The following is a 16,347-nucleotide window of genomic DNA, read 5'->3' as shown; positions in this document are numbered from 1 at the left end:
CCTGACGACCGACCAGGTCCGGTACCGCACGAAGGAGAGGACCTCATGATCGATGTCACGCTGGAGTCGGTGAGCAAGCGCTTCGCGCGCGGCGGCGACACCGCGGCCGTGGACGACGTCGACATCACCATCGCCGCCGGGGAGTTCTTCACGCTGCTCGGTCCGAGCGGCTGCGGCAAGACCACCACCCTGCGGATGGTGGCGGGGTTCTACTTCCCCACCTCCGGGCGGATCCGGTTCGGCACCGAGGACGTCACGCGCCGGCCGCCGAACAAGCGCGACACCGGCATGGTGTTCCAGAACTACGCGCTCTTTCCGCACATGAGCGTCGCGCAGAACGTCGCGTACGGCCTGAAGATCCGCAAGGTCGGGCGGGTCGAGGCGCGGCGGCGGGTCGAGGAGGCGCTCGGCCAGGTGCACCTCGCCGGCTACGGCGACCGGCGCATCGACGAGCTCTCCGGCGGCCAGCAGCAGCGCGTCGCCCTGGCCCGGGCCCTGGTGATCCGGCCGCGCACCCTGCTGCTCGACGAGCCGCTGTCGAACCTCGACGCCAAGCTGCGCGAGGAGACCCGGGTCGAGATCCGTCGCATCCAGCGCGAGGCCGGCACCACCTCCATCTACGTCACCCACGACCAGGCCGAGGCGATGGCCATGTCGGACCGGATCGCGGTCATGCAGTCCGGCCGGGTGCAGCAGATCGGCGCCCCGCAGGAGATCTACCACCGCCCGGCGACCAGCTTCGTGGCCCGCTTCATCGGCCGCAGCAACGTGCTCACCCTGCCGGTGGTCGCCGCCGACGCGCAGAGCGTCACCGTGGGGCTGCCCGCCGGCGGCGAGATCGTCGCGCCCGCTCCCACCGACCACGGCCTGCGCCAGGGCGAGACCGCGCTGGTGTCCGTCCGGCCCGAGCACATCGGGCTGACCTCGGCCACCGAGGCGGGCGCGCTGCCCGGCCGGGTCACCGAGGTGGAGTTCACCGGTATGGCGACCAACCTCGTGGTCGACGTGGCCGGCGAGCCCGTGCAGGTCGCCGCGATCGACGTGCCCGCCGGGATCGCCGCCGGCGACCAGGTCGGGCTGCGGCTCAACCGGGAGCGGATGTGGGTGGTGCGCCCGTGAGCACCATTCCCGCCACGCCCAGCCCGGCCACCGTCGCCCCGATCACCGGCGAGCCGACGCCGCCGCGCGGCCCACGCCGCCGGCTCGCCGACCGCTTCGCCGGCGGCACCGGCTCGCGCTGGTTCCCGTACGTCCTGGTCTTCCCGCTCGCCCTTATCCTCTTCGGGTACGTGGTGCAGCCGATGTTCGCCACCTTCGCCGAGAGCGTCGGCGTGGACGGGGTGGAGAACTACGGCAGCTTCGTCACCGGCGGCGGGGTCGCCCGGTCCTCCCTGGTCACCTCGCTGATCATCTCCGCGGCCAGCGTGCTGCTCTGCGGCATCGTCGGCGTGGCGATGGCCTTCCTGCTCAAGCGCTTCTCGTTCCCCGGCCGCAAGCTGATCGAGGCGATCATCCTGGTGCCGGCGGCGCTGCCGCCGCTGATCGGGGCGATCTCGTTCCAGCTGCTCTACAGCGAGACCGGCATCCTGCCGCGCGGCCTCCAGCAGCTCTTCGGCGCCGAGAACCCGGTGCTGCCGTTCAGCGGCATCGCCGGGGTGCTGGTCGTGCACACGTTCACGATGTACCCGTACTTCTACCTCTCCGCCTCGGCCGCCCTGTCGGGCATGGACCCGTCGGTGGAGGAGGCGGCGTACAACCTCGGCGCCGGTCGGGTGCGGGTGTGGCGCACGGTGCTGCTGCCGATGCTCACCCCGGCGCTGGTCTCCGCCTCGCTGCTGGTGTTCATGACCTCGCTGGCGTCGTACACCGCCCCGCTGCTGTTCGGCGTGGACCAGACGATGACCATGCAGATCTACATCAACCGCACCAACGGCGACCTGCCGATGGCCTCCACGTACGCCTCGGTGCTCGGCGTGGTCTCGGTGCTGTTCCTGCTCGGCATGCGCTGGTACGAGGGGCGGCGCAGCTACCGCTCCCAGTCCAAGGGCGTCGCCGCGCACCGCCGTGAGATCACCAACCCGCTGGGCAAGTGGCTCGCCCTGGCCGCCTCGATCCTGGCCACCGCGGTCCTGCTCGCTCCGGTGGCGACCATCGCCCTGGTCGCGTTCTCCGAGGACGGCTCCTGGACCACCGAGGTCATCCCGGCGGCGTACACCACTCAGAACTTCGTCACGATCTTCTCCGATCCGGCGGCGTTCCAGCCGATCCTCAACTCGTTGCAGATGAGCCTCATCGCCACCGTCGCCTGCGTCGTCGTCGGCGTGCTCATCGCGTACGCGGTGCGCCGGCTGGACTTCCGCGGCCGGGGCCTGCTGGACGTGGCGGTCATGCTGGCCTGGGCGCTGCCCGGCACGGTGGTGGCGATCAACCTGATCTCGGCGTTCAGCACGGGCAACGCGTTCAGCTTCGGGCAGGTGCTGATCGGCACCTTCTGGATCATGCCGCTGGCGTACTTCGTGCGGTTCCTGCCGCTGGTCTTCCGCTCCAGCTCGGCCACCCTGGCGCAGATCGACCCGTCGCTGGAGGAGGCCGCCCGCAACCTGGGCGCGTCCTGGTGGCGGGCGTTCGGCACCGTCACGCTGCGGCTGATGCTGCCCGGCGTGGTGGCCGGCGCGCTGCTCGCCTTCGTGCACGGCGTCGGCGAGTTCGTCGCCTCCGTGCTCATCTACACCTCCGAGACGGCGCCGATCTCCGTGGAGATCAACAACCGGATGTACTCGTTCGAGGTCGGCACCGCCGCCGCGTACGGCATGCTCCAGGTTGTCCTGATCTTCGTGGTGATGGTGGTCTCCGGCCGGCTGGAAGGCGGCCGGCGCTCCAGTCGGGAGGCGGCCCGGTGGACGGCGTGAACGCGGCCTGGCCGACGGGCGGCGGGCTGGTCCCCGCCGCCCGGATCCCCGGCGGGGAACTGGCGGCGGTCGCCGAGGCGGCGGACTTCGCGGTGCTGCCCGTCGGCGCGGTGGAGTGGCACGGCCCGCACCTGCCGCTCGGCACCGACCTGATCCTCGCCGAGGGCTTCGCCGCCGAGAGCGCGATCCCCGGCGACGGCGCGGTGCCGTCCGGCGGCGGCACCCCGGACGGCACCGCGACCACCCCGGCCGGCGGGCGCGCGACGGCGGCGGGCCCGCGCGGGGTCCTCTTTCCCGCCGTGCCGTACGCCGCCTGCCCCGGCCAGACCCGGCCGTGGCCCGGCACCGTGGCGATCCGACCCGAGATCGCGGTCGGCTACCTCGCCGACGTCATCGAGGGGATCGTGGCCGCCGGGTTCCCCCGGCTGCTGATCGTCAACGGACACGACGCGAACATGTCGACGGTCCGGGCCGCCATGGAGTGGGTCTCCGGGCGGCGCACGGCGAGCCTGCTGCTGGTCAACTGGTTCCAGCTGGTCACGCCGGCCGAGACAACCGAGCTGTACGGGCCGCTGCCCGCGCGCGGGCACGGCGGGGCGTACGAGACCTCCGGGGTGCTCGGCTTCGACCCCGACGCGGTGCGCCTCGACGCGGTCGCCGACCTGCCGCCGAAGCCGAAGCTGCCGGTGACCCACCCGTACGTGCTGGTGGAGTCCCGGCCCGATCCGTGGCAGGGCTGGTCCGGGCACATCTCGCTGGCCGGCGAGGAGGTCGGCCGCCGCGTCCGGCACCTGGCCGCCGTCCGCCTGCGCGAGGTCGTCGCCGCCTGGGTGGCCGCCCCGCCGCCCGCCCCGCCCACCGACGCCCCGCTGCCCACCGACGTGACCGCCGGTGGACCCGAGCCCGAGGAGGCGCCGTGACCGTCGAGCGCGGACTGCACGTCGTCGACTTCCACCTGCACTTCCGCATCGGCGCCGACGAGACGATCCGGGCCTGCGAGCACGCCGCCGACATGCACCCCGGCGGCGAGCACGAGCGGGCCGTACGCGCCGCAGGCTCCGCCCCGTACGCGCGACAGTGGCGGCAGGCGTGGGGCTTCCCCGACCCGGAGCCGCCCGCCGAGCGCTGGCAGGACGAGGCGGACCGCTGGGCCGAGGAGCTGCGCGCGGTGAACGTGCGCCGGGCGGTCTTCGTCACCGGCGGCGGCAACGACACCGTCGCCGACGTGGTCGAGCGCCACCCCGACCTGCTGCTCGGCTTCGCCCACCACGATCCGTACGGCGCGGACGCCGCCGCCGAGCTGGAGCGCGCGGTCGTCGAGCGCGGCCTGCGCGGGCTGAAGCTGTTCGCCCCGCTGCTGCGTGGCCCGCTCGACGACGAGGCCCTCGACCCGCTCTGGGGCACCGCCCAGCGCCTCGGCGTGCCGGTGTTGATCCACATCGGTCACTACGGCAGCGCCGGCGGCCTGTCCCACGGCCGCTACGGCGGCCCGGACGAGCTGGCCCGGATGGCCCGCCGCTTCCCGGAGCTGGCTGTGGTGGTGCCGCACTTCGGCGTCCAGCACGTGCAGGACCTGCTCTTCGCCGCCTGGGGCTGCCCGAACATCCACGTCGACACCTCGGGGTCGAACCAGTGGGTGCGCTGGATGCCGTACAAGCTGACGCTGGAGGAGCTGTTCCGGCGCTGCTACGAGACCATCGGCCCGCACCGGATCGTGTTCGGCAGCGACTCGTCGTGGTTCCCGCGCGGTTACGTCACCCGCTACCTCGACGACCAGCTGCGGATCTGCCGCGAGCTGGGGCTGCCCGACGACCACCTACGCGCGATCTTCGCCGGGAACGCCGAGCGCCTGCTCGGCCTGGACGACTGACCGGCTGACGCCCGGACGCGGCGCGTGCCGCCGCGCCCGGCACGGAAGGAAGTAGAGACCGTCATGAGCACACCCGCGCTGACCACCTACCAGCGGCACCACCTGCGGCCGACCTACGACCACCACGTCGGGTACCTCTTCCCGGCGATGGTGCGGGCCAGCCAGGCCCACGTGGTGATGCTGGTCGAGCAGGGGCTGGTGCCCGCCGAGCGGGGCGCCCGGCTGCTGCGCGGGCTGGCCGAACTGCGCGCCGACACCGCCGGTGCGCCCGAGTTCGACGGCACCTTCGAGGACACCTACTACCTGATGGAGAAGCGGCTGGCGCAGGCGTGCGGCATCCCCACCTCGGAGCTCGACGTGCAGATGGCCCGCAGCCGCAACGACCTCGACGCCGGGGTGTTCCGGATGCTGCTGCGCGACCAGCTCCTCGGGGTCCTCGACCGGGTGCTCGCCGCCGGCGCGACGGCCCTGGACTCCGCGCACCGCTACGCCGACGTGGTCATCACCGGCTACACCCACCGCCGGCCGGCGCAGCCCACGACCATCGGGCACGCCCTCGCCGGCTACGCCGAGGCCCTCGCCGGTGAGGCCGTCGCCTACGCCGAGCTGATCGACCAGCTCAACACCTCGCCGCTGGGTTCCTGCGCCTTCGCGGGCACGGACCTGGACATCGCCCCCGCCCGGGTGGCGGAGCTGCTCGGCTTCGACGGCCTGGTCACCAACTCGTACGAGGCGGTGGCCGGCGCCGACCACCTCGTGCGGGTCGGCACCCTGAACGCTCAGGCCCTCGCGACCGGCGCCCGGCTGGCCCGCACCCTGATGGACTGGCTGAGCTGGCGCTGGGTGAGCACGCCCGGCGACTTCACCCAGGGCAGCAGCATCATGCCGCAGAAGCGCAACCCGGTGGTGCTGGAGCACCTCGTCTCGATGGCCGGCGCGACCGCCGCCGACGCCGCCAGCGTGCTCAACAACGTGGGCGCTGCCTGGTGGGAGGACTCCAACAACGCCACCACCGACGTGCAGGTGCGGCTGTGGGAGAGCAACGACCGCACCGACCGGTTCTTCGCCCTGCTCGGCGGCTTCCTCGCCGAGATCGAGCCGCTGGAGCCGCCGTCGGCCGAGGAGATCGTCGCCTCCGGCGCCACCACCACGGCCGCGGCCGACGCGCTGACCCGGCACGGGGTGCCGTTCCGGGCCGCCCACTCGGTGGTCGGCCGGCTGGTCCGGGACGGGGCACCGGGCACCTGGACCGCGCAGGGCGTCCGGGCGGCGGCCGACGGGATCGCCGACGGGCTGACCGACGCGGCGGTCGCCGACCTGATCGCCGCCGCCGTACGTCCCGAGCTGGTGCTCGACCGCGCCCAGGTCGACGGCCCCGGCGCGGACGCGGTGCGCGCCCAGGTGGCGGTGCTGCGCGGCACCTTCGACACCGTCGCCGCCCGGCTTGCCGGCGTGCGCGCCCGGCTGGCCGCCGCCGACGAGGCGCTGGACGCCGTCGCCGCGCAGGGGGCGGCCCGATGAGGGCCCGCGACGCGGCGGCCGGAACGGCGGGGGCGGCCCGGTGAGCGTGCGACTGGCCGGCCGGGCCGCCCAGCCCGCGCCGCCGGCCGGCGACGCGGGCGTGCTGCTCGGCATCGACTTCGGCGGCACCAAGATGGCGGTCGGGGTGGCCGACGCGCAGGGCCGGCTGCTGGTTCGCGAGCGGGTCCCGACGTACGCCGAGCGGGGTGCCCCGCAGGCCCTGGACCGCGCCCTGGAGCTGGCCGCGAAGCTGGTGGGGGAGGTCGGCGCCCCGGTCACGGCGGCCGGGATCGCCTCGCCCGGTGTGGTCCGTTCCGACGGCATCGACCTGGCCCCGAACGTGCCCGGGTGGGACGGGCTGCGCCTCGCCGACGCGGTGCACGACCGGCTGGCGGTGCCGGTGGTGGCGGTCGACAACGACCTCAACGCCGCCGCGCTGGCCGAGCTGCGGCTCGGCGCGCTCCGCGACGCCGATCCCGGCCTGGTGGTGGGCCTGGGCACCGGGGTGGCGGCGGCGGTCACGGTGCGCGGGTCGGTGCTGGCCGGTCACCACGGGGCGGCCGGCGAGATCGGGTACGCGGTGGCCGGCGGCCCGTGGCCGGGCACGATGCTGGAACTGGGCTTCTCCGGGCGGGCGCTGGACCGGCTCGCCGAGTCGCTCGGCGTGGCCGGCGGCGCGCGGGGCCTGGCCGCCGCCGCCGAGCGCCCCGGCGCGGCCCGGGACGCGCTGACGGCCCGGGCGGAGGAGCTGGCCCGGCACCTGGTCACCTGCTGCCTGCTGCTGGACCCGCAGCGGGTGGTGCTGGTCGGCGGGGTGGCCGGCAACACGCTGATCCGAAGCCTGCTGGGGGAGCGGATGGCGGCGGTCCTGCCGTACCCGCCGGAGGTGGTGCTGTCGCGCTTCGCCGACGACGCCGCGTTGCTCGGCGCGGTCATCCTCGCCCGCGAGGCGGTGCCGACGCCCCGCTGAGGGTGCCGGCCGGGGACCCTCCCGGCGCTGCAAGCACTTGCAAGCCGTGAAGTCGGCGATCCACCATGGATCGCCGGCTTCACGGCTTTTGACTTCTATGACCAACGCCGCTGGCGGGTGTCAGCAATGTTGCCATGAAATTTCGAGAAGTTTGCTGCAAGGTATTGCAGGTCTTGCCGGCGATCGAGCATTGTCTTTGCTACGCGGACGGCCGTCCCCTCTTGTCAGTGCCTCTTCATCCCCGGAAGAAGGTCTCTCTGTCATGGCACGATCGAAACCGCCCCTGCGCGTGCGCATCCCCCGCCTGCTCCTCGCCGCCGCCGTCGTCGCGTCCGGCGTCACCCCGCTCGTGGCGAGCACCGCCGCGCCCGCGAGCGCCGCCGTCGCCCTCAACGACAGCGAGGTGACGGCGAACCTGTGGGAATGGAACTGGAACTCCGTCGCGGCGGCCTGCACCGACCACCTCGGCCCCGCGGGCTACGGCGCGGTCCAGGTCGCGCCGCCCCAGGAGTCGGTGAGCCTGCCCAACACCGCCGACGGGGTCCACCCCTGGTACGAGGTGTACCAGCCGGTGTCCTACAAGCTGGAGAGCCGGTTCGGCAACCGGCAGCAGTTCGCCGCCATGGTCACCGCGTGCCACGCCGCTGGCGTACGCGTCTACGTCGACGCGGTCGTCAACCACATGGCCGGCGTCAACAACCCCGCCGGCACCGTCGGCTACGCCGGCACGACCTTCACCGGCTACGACTACCCGACGGTCCCGTACGGCTACGGCGACTTCCACCATCCCGGCGACAACTGCCCGACCTCCGGCGGCATCACCGACTGGAACAACGAGTCCCAGGTGACCAGCTGCGAACTGCTCTCCCTGTCGGACCTCTACACCGAGAAGGAACAGGTCCGCAACAAGATCGCCGCCTACCTCAACGACCTGATCGGGCTGGGCGTGGACGGGTTCCGCGTCGACGCCGTCAAGCACGTCAAGAAGGCCGACTTCGCGGCCATCCTCGGCAAGCTCAACAACACGGTCGCGGAGAACAAGCGCCCGTACGTCGCCCAGGAGATCTTCGACGGCGCCTCGAACGACGCGCTCAGGGCCCGGGCGTTCATCGGCAACGGCGACGTGCTCGACTTCGCGTACGCCAAGGGTCTGCGCTCCAGCTTCCAGGGCTCGATCGCGAACCTCGCGAACATTCCGAACTGGAACCTCGACGCGCCCAGCGCGAACGTCTTCGCCATGGTCACCAACCACGACCTGGAACGCGACGGGGTGGTGCTGTCCTACAAGAACGGCAGCGACTACACCCTGGCCAACTACTTCGCGCTGGCCTACCCGCACGGCAAGCCCTCGGTCTACGACAGCTTCACCTGGTCGAACCGCAACCAGTCGCCGCCGGCCACCGGCAGCGGCCACGTGACCGACACCGTCTGCGGCGGCACCTGGACCTGCCTGACCCGGTCCACCGGGATCAAGGGCATGGTCGGCTGGGCCAACACCGCCCGCAACGTCAAGACCATCTCGGACTTCACCGTCGTCAACAGCAACGTCGTCGGCTTCCACCGGGGCGACCGCGGGTGGATCGGCATCAACGACTCCGCCGCCGCCAGCACCGCCCAGTTCGTCACCGGCCTCGCCGACGGCGCGTACTGCGACGTCATCTCCGGCGCCGCCACCGCCGCCGGCTGCACCGGCGCCACGGTCACCGTGACCGGCGGCCGGGCCACCGTCACCATCCCCGCCAACGGCGCGGTCGCCATCCACGCCAACGCCCGCGGTGGCCCCGCCGCCAAGGTCGCCACCACCTTCACCGCCACCGCCTCGCTGCCCGCCGACCGCACGCTGCATCTGGTGGGTGACGCCCCCGCGCTCGGCAACGGCGACGCGGGCACCTCCGTGCCGCTCACCCGCACCGCCACCGGCACCTGGACGGCGACGGTCGACCTGCCGGCGACCACCGCCGTCTCCTACCGGTACCTGGTCAAGAGCGGAACCACGGTGGTCGAGCAGGAGGCCACCAGCCGCACCTTCACCACCCCCGCCGGCGGGACGACGACCCGGACCGACACCTACGTGCCGGGACCCGTGGGGGACGCCGTCGCCACGACGTTCACCGTCACGGCCTCGGTGGCCGCCGGCCAGGAGGTCTACGTCGTCGGCAGCGTCCCGGCGCTGGGCACCTGGGCGCCGGCGAACGCCGTGCGGCTGCCCGCCGCCGGTGGGGTCTTCCGGGGCGTGGTCGACCTGCCCCGGTCCACCACGGTGGAGTACAAGTTCATCAAGAAGACCGCGGCCGGGGTCGTCACCTGGGAGTCCGGCGCGAACCGGAGCCTGACCACCCCGTCGGGCGGCGGCCTCACCGTCACCGAGACCTTCCGCGGCGACACCGCCGGACCGGTCGCCACGGCCTTCCACGCGACCGCCACCACCACCTTCGGCCAGAACGTGTACGTCGTCGGCAACCTGCCCGCCCTCGGCGGCTGGAACCCCGCGAACGCCGTCGCGCTCTCCCCGGCCGACTACCCCGTCTGGCGGGCCACCGTCAGCCTGCCGCCGAACACCGCCGTCGAGTACAAGTACCTGAAGAAGAACCCCGACGGCTCCGTCACCTGGGAGTCCGGCGGCAACCGGAGCTTCACCACCCCGGCGGGCGGCACCAGCACCCGCACCGACACCTGGCGCTGAGCCACCGGGTGGCCGGCCCGCCCGGGGCCGGCCACCCTGCCGTCCGGCCGACGTGGCGGTGCGCGCAGGACATCGGGAACCTTCCATGCGTTGGTACGCTCGTCCGGCGCGGAGGGGTGCAGACGGATGAGCGAACCGGGCCGGGAGGCGCAGGAGGCGTTGGCCTGGTTCGTCGGTGAACTCCGGCGCCTGCGGCAGCTCTGCGGCGCCCCCTCGCTGAACACGCTGGTCGCCATCTCGGCATCGCTGCGGCAGCCACTGGCGCGCTCGACGTTGAGCGACAAGCTCAACGCCAAGTCACTGCCCGAGTGGTCGTTCGTCGTCGCCTTCGTCACCGCCTGCCGGGCGCACGCCGACCGGGTCGGTGTCCGGCTGCCGGCCGAGCTGGCGGAGCTGGGCCACTGGGACGCGGCGCACTGGCGGCTGCTCAGGATCGCCGACGCCGCCCGTACGGAGGATCGGCTGCGCTCCGCCGCCCACGCCCAGCTCAGCCGCCGCGGCGGCGGGGGCGCCGCACCGGCCGGCCAACCCGAGCCGCCCGCACCGGCAGGCCGGCCGGCCGAGGTCCTCGGACAGGTGACACCTCGGCAACTGCCGGCGGCCGTACCCCATTTCGTGGGTCGCACGGCGGCGCTCGCCGCACTGGCTGCCCTGCTGCCGCACCAGGGCGGCGTACCGGGCGTGACGACGATCTGCCTGATCAGCGGCACGGCCGGCGTCGGCAAGACGACCCTGGCGGTCGGCTGGGGGCACCAGGTCGCCGACCGTTTTCCCGACGGGCAGTTCTACGTCAACCTCCGCGGCTTCGACGCGACCGGGCCGGCGGACCCGGCGGAGGTGCTGCGCGAGTTCGTCGAAGCCCTCGGCGTGCCGGCGCAGCGCGTCCCGGCGGGACCGGCCGCCCGCGCCGGGCTGTTCCGTAGCCTGCTCACGGGCCGGCGCGTGCTCGTGCTGCTCGACAACGCCGGCGACGCCGACCAGGTCCGCCCGCTGCTGCCCGGTTCGCCGGGGTGCCTGGTGGTGGTGACCAGCCGGGGGCACCTGCCGGGGCTGCTCACCATCGAGGGGGCCCGTCCGCTCCTGCTCGACCCGCTGTCGCGCAGCGAGGCGTACGAGCTGCTGTCGCGGCGGCTCGGCGCGGACCGGGTGGGAGACGAGCCGGACGCGGTGGACCGGATCGTCCGGACGGCTGCGGGACTGCCGCTCGCGCTCGCCATCGTGGCGGGACGGGCCGCCGCCCAGCCGAACCTCGGCCTCGGCCGGCTCGCCGACGAGCTGATCGGCCCGGGCGGTCTCGACCGGTTCAGCCACGGTGACGCGGCCGCCGACATCCGCACGGTCTTCTCATGGTCGTACCGCAACCTGGACGCCACCTCGGCCCGGGCGTTCCGGCTGCTCGGGCTGCACCCCGGGCCGGAGGTCTGCGTGCCGGCGCTGGCGAGTCTCGCCGGCGTGGCGGTGGCGCGGGCGGGGCGGAGCATGGCGGCGCTCGTCCGCGCGAACCTGGTCTCCGAGCCGCTCCCGGGACGGTACGTCCTGCACGACCTCCTGCGCGCCTACGCGGCTGAGCTGGTCGCCGGGCACGAGCCCGAGGAGGCCCGCCGGGAGGCGGTCGGGCGGCTGCTCGACTACTACCTGCACACCGCGTACGCCGCGGACGTGCTCCTCTACGACCAGCGGGACCCGATCAGCCCCGCCCCGGCGCGCACGGGCACGGCGGTCACCGCGCTCACCGACCGGACGGCGGCGTGGCGCTGGCTGACCAGCGAGCACCGGGTGCTCCTGGCCGTCGTCGGCCTCGCCATGGACGCCCGGTTCGACACGCACGCCTGGCAGCTCGCCTGGACCGTCAACACGTACCTCGATCGTCTCGGGGCCTGGCAGGAACAGCTGGCGGTCCAGGAGCGGGCGCTGCTCGCCGCCTCACGGGCGGCCGACCGGGACGGCGAGGCCCGGGCCCACCGCAACCGGGCCGTGGCCTGCCTGCGGCTGGAGGACCACGACCAGGCCCAGGCCCACCTGCACCGGTCCCTCGGGCTCTACACCGACCTCGGCGACGCGATCGGCAGCGCCCGGGCCCACCTCAACCTCGGCATCGTGGCCGAACGTCAGGGCCGCTACGAGCGGGCGCTGCACCACGCGCAGCAGGCCCTCGGCCTGTTCACGGCGGCGGGAAACACCAACGGGAAGGCCAACGCGCTGAACAACATCGGCTGGTACCACAGCCAGCTCGGCGACTACGAGCAGGCGCTCGGCCACTGCACGCAGGCGCTGGTCCTGCAACAGCAGGTCGGCAACCGGTACTGGCAGGCGCACACCTGGGACAGCCTCGGCTACGTGTACTACCGGCTGGAGCGGCAGGCGGAGGCGATCCGCTGCTACGGCAACGCGCTCGCGCTGTGGCGGGAGGCGGCGGAGCGCTACTACGAGGCGACGACGCTCACCCATCTCGGCGACAGCCACCGCGCCGCCGGAGCACCGGAGCCCGCCTGCCGCGCCTGGCGCGGTGCGCTGGAGATCCTGGAGCAACTCGGCCACACCGACGCCGAGCGGATCCGGGACAGGCTGCGCTCCGCGCCCGCGCGGTCCTCCTGACGGCGGCGTCGACACCAGAGCCGCCACGGCGCGCTCCCGGGGCGATGGCCTGCCGCCACGCGCCCCGGGAGTCTGCTGCCGGACGGGTCAACGCCACTGCAGGTAGTTGTTGACGACCGGGGCCGTGATCCGGGTGACGATGTTGTTGGTGGCTCCGGGCCCGGCGCCGTACGGGCCACTCGCGAGGATCCCCAGCACCGTCGAGACCGGACACACGCAGGGCGGTGGCGGCGGGCACGGGCACGGGATCACCAGCGGCGGCCGCGTCGGGCACCAGTCGTCCGGGTTGGGCGTGTAGAAGACGGGGCTGCCGTTCTGCCCGCCGACGAAGGGATGCCGGACGTAGAAGAAGCTCGTGCTCTCGGCACGGATGACGTCCTTGCTGGCCCACTGGCCGGGCCGGTCGAGCGGGTATCCCTGGGTCGTCGTGCAGGACCCGGTCACCGGCTGGCTCGGGTAACCGAGGCCGAGCCAGCCGGTCCTGGCGCCGATCGTGCAGTTGAGCTGCACCGCCCCGTAGTTGTAGGCCGGGTCGGCGGGGGTGGGGGCGTAGATCGAGCCGGTCCAGCCCGAGGGGGCGAAGAGCCGGACCGCCGCGCACGAGCCGAAGGGTGCCGTCGTGCCGTCGTGCCCCGGGTACGCGACGACGTTGGTGCGCCAACTGCCGTTGGAGCCGCCGGAGTGCACGCAGTGGCCGGCGGTCGCGACCGTACGCTCGCTGATCATGAAGCCGGTGCACTGGCCGCCGGTGAACGTCAGCCGGACGGTGGCGCTGGCGGGATACGCGGTGGTCGGCGTGACCGGCACCCGCGTGTCGGGACCGAAGATCGCGTTGATGCCGGCGGTGGGAGCCGCGCCGGCTGCGGCGCCGGCGCCGGTCGCCGGGACCGTGGTGCTCGTGACCCGGTGCCCGGACGACGTGGCGTCGCTGACGGCGGGCCGGTCCCCGGCCGTCGCGGCAGCCGCCGGGGCGGCCGGAGGTGCGGCGGTGCCGACGGCTACGGCGGCGAGGGCTACGATCGCCCATCTCTTTCTCAGCATGGCTCTCCTCTGGCCGGGCGGGGCTCTCCCCGCGCTCACGCCTACGCAGACCAGGCTGCGGACACGCCGCGCCGTCCGGCCGGTTCCCGGACACCGGATCCTCCCGGCCGGACACCGACCGGCGTCCTCGCCGGCTCGCTACGCCGCAGGGCGCGCGGTCACCCGTCCGGACACGGTCCGTGATCTATCGTGAGTGTCGAGTGCCGGATCGACACCAACTCACCGGGGGTAGGGCATGGGCCTGATCCACATCGAGCTGTTCGCAACCCTCGACCTCGTCGGGCAGGCGCCCGGCGGTCCCGAGGAGGACCCGGCGGGGTTCCCGTTCGGCGGCTGGCAGGCGCCCCTGCTGGACGCGGTCTCCGGGGCGCAGGTCGCTGCCGCCTACGAGGGCACCGACGCCCTCCTGCTCGGCCGGCGGACGTACGACATCTTCGCCGCCCACTGGCCGCACCAGGAGGGCGGCGAGGACAACGAGATCGCCACGCTCTTCAACCGCGTCCCGAAGTACGTGGCCTCCCGGGGCAGGCCCGACCTCTCGTGGGCCAACTCCACCCAGCTCGGCCCGGATCTGGTCGGCGCGGTGCGCGAGGTCCGTGACCGGCACGAGCACGTGAAGGTCGTCGGGAGCCTGAACCTGGTGCAGACCCTCCTGCGCGAGAAGCTCTTCGACCGACTCGACCTCTGGGTGCACCCGATCGTGCTCGGCGTCGGGAAGAAGGTCTTCGACGGTGGCGCGGTGCCCACGAACGTGACCCTTCTCGAACCGCCGGTGGCCAACCCGCGCGGCACCGTCTACCTGCGCTACGGGCTCGCCGACGGCACGCCCGCAACGGGGGACATGAGCGCACCCGATCGCGGTGCCGGACGCGACGACTGAAAGTCTCAGGCAGGCGCGGGCCAGGCAGGTCCGCGCCTGCCGCCTTCCGCACCCCGAGCCCGACCACGCACCCAGGCGGAGAGATGGCCAAGCTGATCAACACCGACATCGTGTCCCTCGACGGGTTCATCAACGACGAGAACGGCAAGTTCGGCTGGAGCGAGCCGGTCGAAGAGGTGCACCGCTTCCTCAACGACCTGGACCGGGGCATCGGCACCCACCTCTACGGCCGCCGGCTCTACGATGTGATGTCCTACTGGGAGACCGCCCACGAGGAGCCCGGGCACCCCGACTACATCCTCGACTACAGCGAGATCTGGCGCTCCGCCGACAAGATCGTGTATTCGTCCACGCTGGAGGCGCCGCGCAGCGCCCGCACCCGTATCGAGCGCACGTTCGACCCGGCGGCGGTCCGCGCGCTCAAGGAGTCGGCCACGCGCGACCTGGCGATCGGCGGCGCCAACCTGGCCGCCCAGGCCCACCGGGCCGGCCTGGTCGACGAGATCTGCCTCGTCATCTGCCCGGTGCTCGTCGGTGGCGGCACGCGCGCCCTGCCCGACGGCGTCCGGCGTAACCTGACCCTGCTCGACCAGCACACCTTCTCGCAGGGCACGATCTTCGCGCGTTACCGCGTGGACCGCTGACCCGGCGTCACCGCCAGGAGCGCCCTGGTCGGCCGCCGTACCTCAGGGTGGCGAGGACCGGCGAGTAGCCGGACCCGACCGACCTGGGCCGAGCGACGCCGGTGACCAGGGGCTCGCGGCCCCGGCACGACCACTTCTACGACACGGCCTATGCCGCCGACGCGGCCCGCGGGTCGTTCGGCCGGGTGCGCTGCGCCAATCCGGGCGCCGAACGGTCGGAGCGGCCCTGGCCGCCGGTCGGCCGTGCCGCGTGCGGCGACGGCTGCCCGGAGTCGGTCCGGGCCATGCGCAGTGCGCGCTGGGCGTTGTTCCAGGCCGGGCAGGGCCAGGCCTGGCCCGCGCAGAGCAGGTTGCGGCAACCGCCGTCCCCGTCCGGCTCGTGGGCGTCGGCCACGTCCAGGGCGAGCTTCCACAGCAGCGGGTCGGTCACCTCGGCGGGACGGTCTGCCTGACGGTCGGACCGGGCGGTGGTGTCGGACACGAGTTGATCCCCCTTGAGCGCAGGTGCGATCTGCAACCTTCTCCAGTTTCCACCCCGGCGAAACCTCGGCACCCCTTCCAGGCTGCGCAACAGGGCGCCGGGCGGCTCGCAGGCGGGGGCGGGGTGGCCGAGATCACCGGACAGCCGGCCCGCACGAGGCCGCCACGGCGACACCTGCGGCGGAACGGGCCCGTCGCTCTCAGTGGTGCGGGGCGTGCGGCGGCCGGTTGCGGCGCATCCGCAGCGCCGCGACCGCGGCGACGATCAGCAGGACCGCCAGGGTGGGCCCACCCGCGATGACCATGAGCCCCGCTCCGATGTTGGCGCCGATCCCACCAGCGGTCAGCACCCGCCAGGCGAGGCCGAGGAGGACGCCGGCCGCGACGAGCGGCGCCAGCACCCACCACCACCGGCGGTCGAGACTGCGGCGTGCGGTGGCCCGGAGCAGCCAGGCGAGCGCGAGGACGACGCCGACGCACGCCAACACGCCGACGACGCGTTCTCCCGTCGCGCCGAGGCTCACCGGCCGGATCGCGTAGTCCAACTCGACGCCCTCGGCGGCGAGTCGCCGGGCCTCGTCGCCGGTCAGGTCGCCGATGAGCCACCAGGCCGCCACCGGGGTGCAGAGAAGCAGGACGAGTGCGGTGATCGGAAACGTCGGTCGGTGCTGCTTCGTCATGCCCGTTGCCTTCTCCCGGCGATCTTGTCCACGTTGCTCGGGTAAGTATGTGGGTGCTCCCCGGGCGGGGCGTG

At 73.5% G+C, this 16,347-nt stretch carries 13 protein-coding genes; 10 read left to right on the top strand and 3 right to left on the bottom strand.

The window, feature by feature from the left end; genetic code table 11:
* The first annotated feature begins 45 nt into the window (after positions 1-45).
* From ACTMS2_RS22875 to ACTMS2_RS22840, 8 genes are all read left to right on the top strand, one after another.
* The gene (locus tag ACTMS2_RS22875) at positions 46-1,119 is read left to right on the top strand and encodes an ABC transporter ATP-binding protein (RefSeq protein WP_441177228.1); all 1,074 of its coding nucleotides are present in this window, start codon (positions 46-48) and stop codon (positions 1,117-1,119) included.
* Positions 1,116-2,909: an ABC transporter permease gene (locus ACTMS2_RS22870; RefSeq protein WP_441177227.1), complete on the top strand. Its 1,794-nt coding sequence runs from the start codon at positions 1,116-1,118 to the stop codon at positions 2,907-2,909. Before ACTMS2_RS22875 ends, ACTMS2_RS22870 begins: the two co-directional genes overlap by 4 nt.
* Positions 2,897-3,829 carry a creatininase family protein gene (locus tag ACTMS2_RS22865; RefSeq protein ID WP_441177226.1) on the top strand — a complete coding sequence of 311 codons (933 nt, stop codon included), beginning with the start codon at positions 2,897-2,899 and terminating at the stop codon, positions 3,827-3,829. The genes ACTMS2_RS22870 and ACTMS2_RS22865 overlap by 13 nt, the downstream gene beginning before the upstream one ends.
* Positions 3,826-4,779, top strand: a complete 954-nt coding sequence (locus tag ACTMS2_RS22860; RefSeq protein WP_441177225.1) for an amidohydrolase family protein — start codon at positions 3,826-3,828, stop codon at positions 4,777-4,779. The genes ACTMS2_RS22865 and ACTMS2_RS22860 overlap by 4 nt, the downstream gene beginning before the upstream one ends.
* Before the next feature lie 63 nt (positions 4,780-4,842).
* Positions 4,843-6,300 carry an argininosuccinate lyase gene (locus ACTMS2_RS22855; protein ID WP_441177224.1) on the top strand — a complete coding sequence of 486 codons (1,458 nt, stop codon included), beginning with the start codon at positions 4,843-4,845 and terminating at the stop codon, positions 6,298-6,300.
* Between the two features lie 40 nt (positions 6,301-6,340).
* Positions 6,341-7,270 carry an ROK family protein gene (locus ACTMS2_RS22850; RefSeq protein WP_441177223.1) on the top strand — a complete coding sequence of 310 codons (930 nt, stop codon included), beginning with the start codon at positions 6,341-6,343 and terminating at the stop codon, positions 7,268-7,270.
* Positions 7,271-7,532: 262 nt separating this feature from the next.
* The gene (locus tag ACTMS2_RS22845) at positions 7,533-9,953 is read left to right on the top strand and encodes a carbohydrate-binding module family 20 domain-containing protein (RefSeq protein WP_441177222.1); all 2,421 of its coding nucleotides are present in this window, start codon (positions 7,533-7,535) and stop codon (positions 9,951-9,953) included.
* 126 nt (positions 9,954-10,079) lie between these two features.
* Positions 10,080-12,548 carry an ATP-binding protein gene (locus tag ACTMS2_RS22840; RefSeq protein ID WP_441177221.1) on the top strand — a complete coding sequence of 823 codons (2,469 nt, stop codon included), beginning with the start codon at positions 10,080-10,082 and terminating at the stop codon, positions 12,546-12,548.
* An 87-nt stretch (positions 12,549-12,635) separates the two neighbouring features.
* On the opposite strand, the gene ACTMS2_RS22835 is transcribed toward ACTMS2_RS22840, so the two are convergent.
* The gene (locus tag ACTMS2_RS22835; RefSeq protein ID WP_441177220.1) at positions 12,636-13,589 is read right to left on the bottom strand and encodes a trypsin-like serine peptidase; all 954 of its coding nucleotides are present in this window, start codon (positions 13,587-13,589) and stop codon (positions 12,636-12,638) included.
* Positions 13,590-13,824: 235 nt separating this feature from the next.
* Between ACTMS2_RS22835 and ACTMS2_RS22830 the strand changes: the two genes are divergently transcribed.
* On the top strand, positions 13,825-14,469 hold the full coding sequence (locus ACTMS2_RS22830) for a dihydrofolate reductase family protein (RefSeq protein ID WP_441177219.1): 645 nt from the start codon (positions 13,825-13,827) through the stop codon (positions 14,467-14,469).
* Between the two features lie 83 nt (positions 14,470-14,552).
* Positions 14,553-15,113: a dihydrofolate reductase family protein gene (locus ACTMS2_RS22825; RefSeq protein WP_441177218.1), complete on the top strand. Its 561-nt coding sequence runs from the start codon at positions 14,553-14,555 to the stop codon at positions 15,111-15,113.
* 148 nt (positions 15,114-15,261) lie between these two features.
* Here ACTMS2_RS22825 and ACTMS2_RS22820 read toward each other — a convergent pair whose 3' ends face one another.
* Positions 15,262-15,594 (bottom strand): hypothetical protein, encoded by a 333-nt coding sequence (locus ACTMS2_RS22820; protein ID WP_441177217.1) that lies wholly within the window; start codon positions 15,592-15,594, stop codon positions 15,262-15,264.
* A gap of 199 nt (positions 15,595-15,793) precedes the next feature.
* The gene (locus ACTMS2_RS22815; RefSeq protein WP_441177216.1) at positions 15,794-16,273 is read right to left on the bottom strand and encodes a hypothetical protein; all 480 of its coding nucleotides are present in this window, start codon (positions 16,271-16,273) and stop codon (positions 15,794-15,796) included.
* Positions 16,274-16,347: the final 74 nt, after the last annotated feature.

The sequence above is a fragment of the Micromonospora sp. SD12 genome (assembly GCF_052068495.1).
Taxonomy (GTDB): domain Bacteria; phylum Actinomycetota; class Actinomycetes; order Mycobacteriales; family Micromonosporaceae; genus Micromonospora; species Micromonospora echinofusca.
This window is presented reverse-complemented; position numbering and strand designations above follow the sequence as displayed.

Bases quoted from the DNA above. Each gene is read 5' to 3' on its own strand.
- ACTMS2_RS22875 (WP_441177228.1), top strand. From the start codon at position 46: ATGATCGATGTCACGCTGGAGTCGGTGAGCAAGCGCTTCGCGCGCGGC.
- ACTMS2_RS22855 (WP_441177224.1), top strand. From the start codon at position 4,843: ATGAGCACACCCGCGCTGACCACCTACCAGCGGCACCACCTGCGGCCG.
- ACTMS2_RS22845 (WP_441177222.1), top strand. From the start codon at position 7,533: ATGGCACGATCGAAACCGCCCCTGCGCGTGCGCATCCCCCGCCTGCTC.
- ACTMS2_RS22840 (WP_441177221.1), top strand. From the start codon at position 10,080: ATGAGCGAACCGGGCCGGGAGGCGCAGGAGGCGTTGGCCTGGTTCGTC.
- ACTMS2_RS22835 (WP_441177220.1), bottom strand. From the start codon at position 13,589: ATGCTGAGAAAGAGATGGGCGATCGTAGCCCTCGCCGCCGTAGCCGTC.
- ACTMS2_RS22830 (WP_441177219.1), top strand. From the start codon at position 13,825: ATGGGCCTGATCCACATCGAGCTGTTCGCAACCCTCGACCTCGTCGGG.
- ACTMS2_RS22825 (WP_441177218.1), top strand. From the start codon at position 14,553: ATGGCCAAGCTGATCAACACCGACATCGTGTCCCTCGACGGGTTCATC.
- ACTMS2_RS22815 (WP_441177216.1), bottom strand. From the start codon at position 16,273: ATGACGAAGCAGCACCGACCGACGTTTCCGATCACCGCACTCGTCCTG.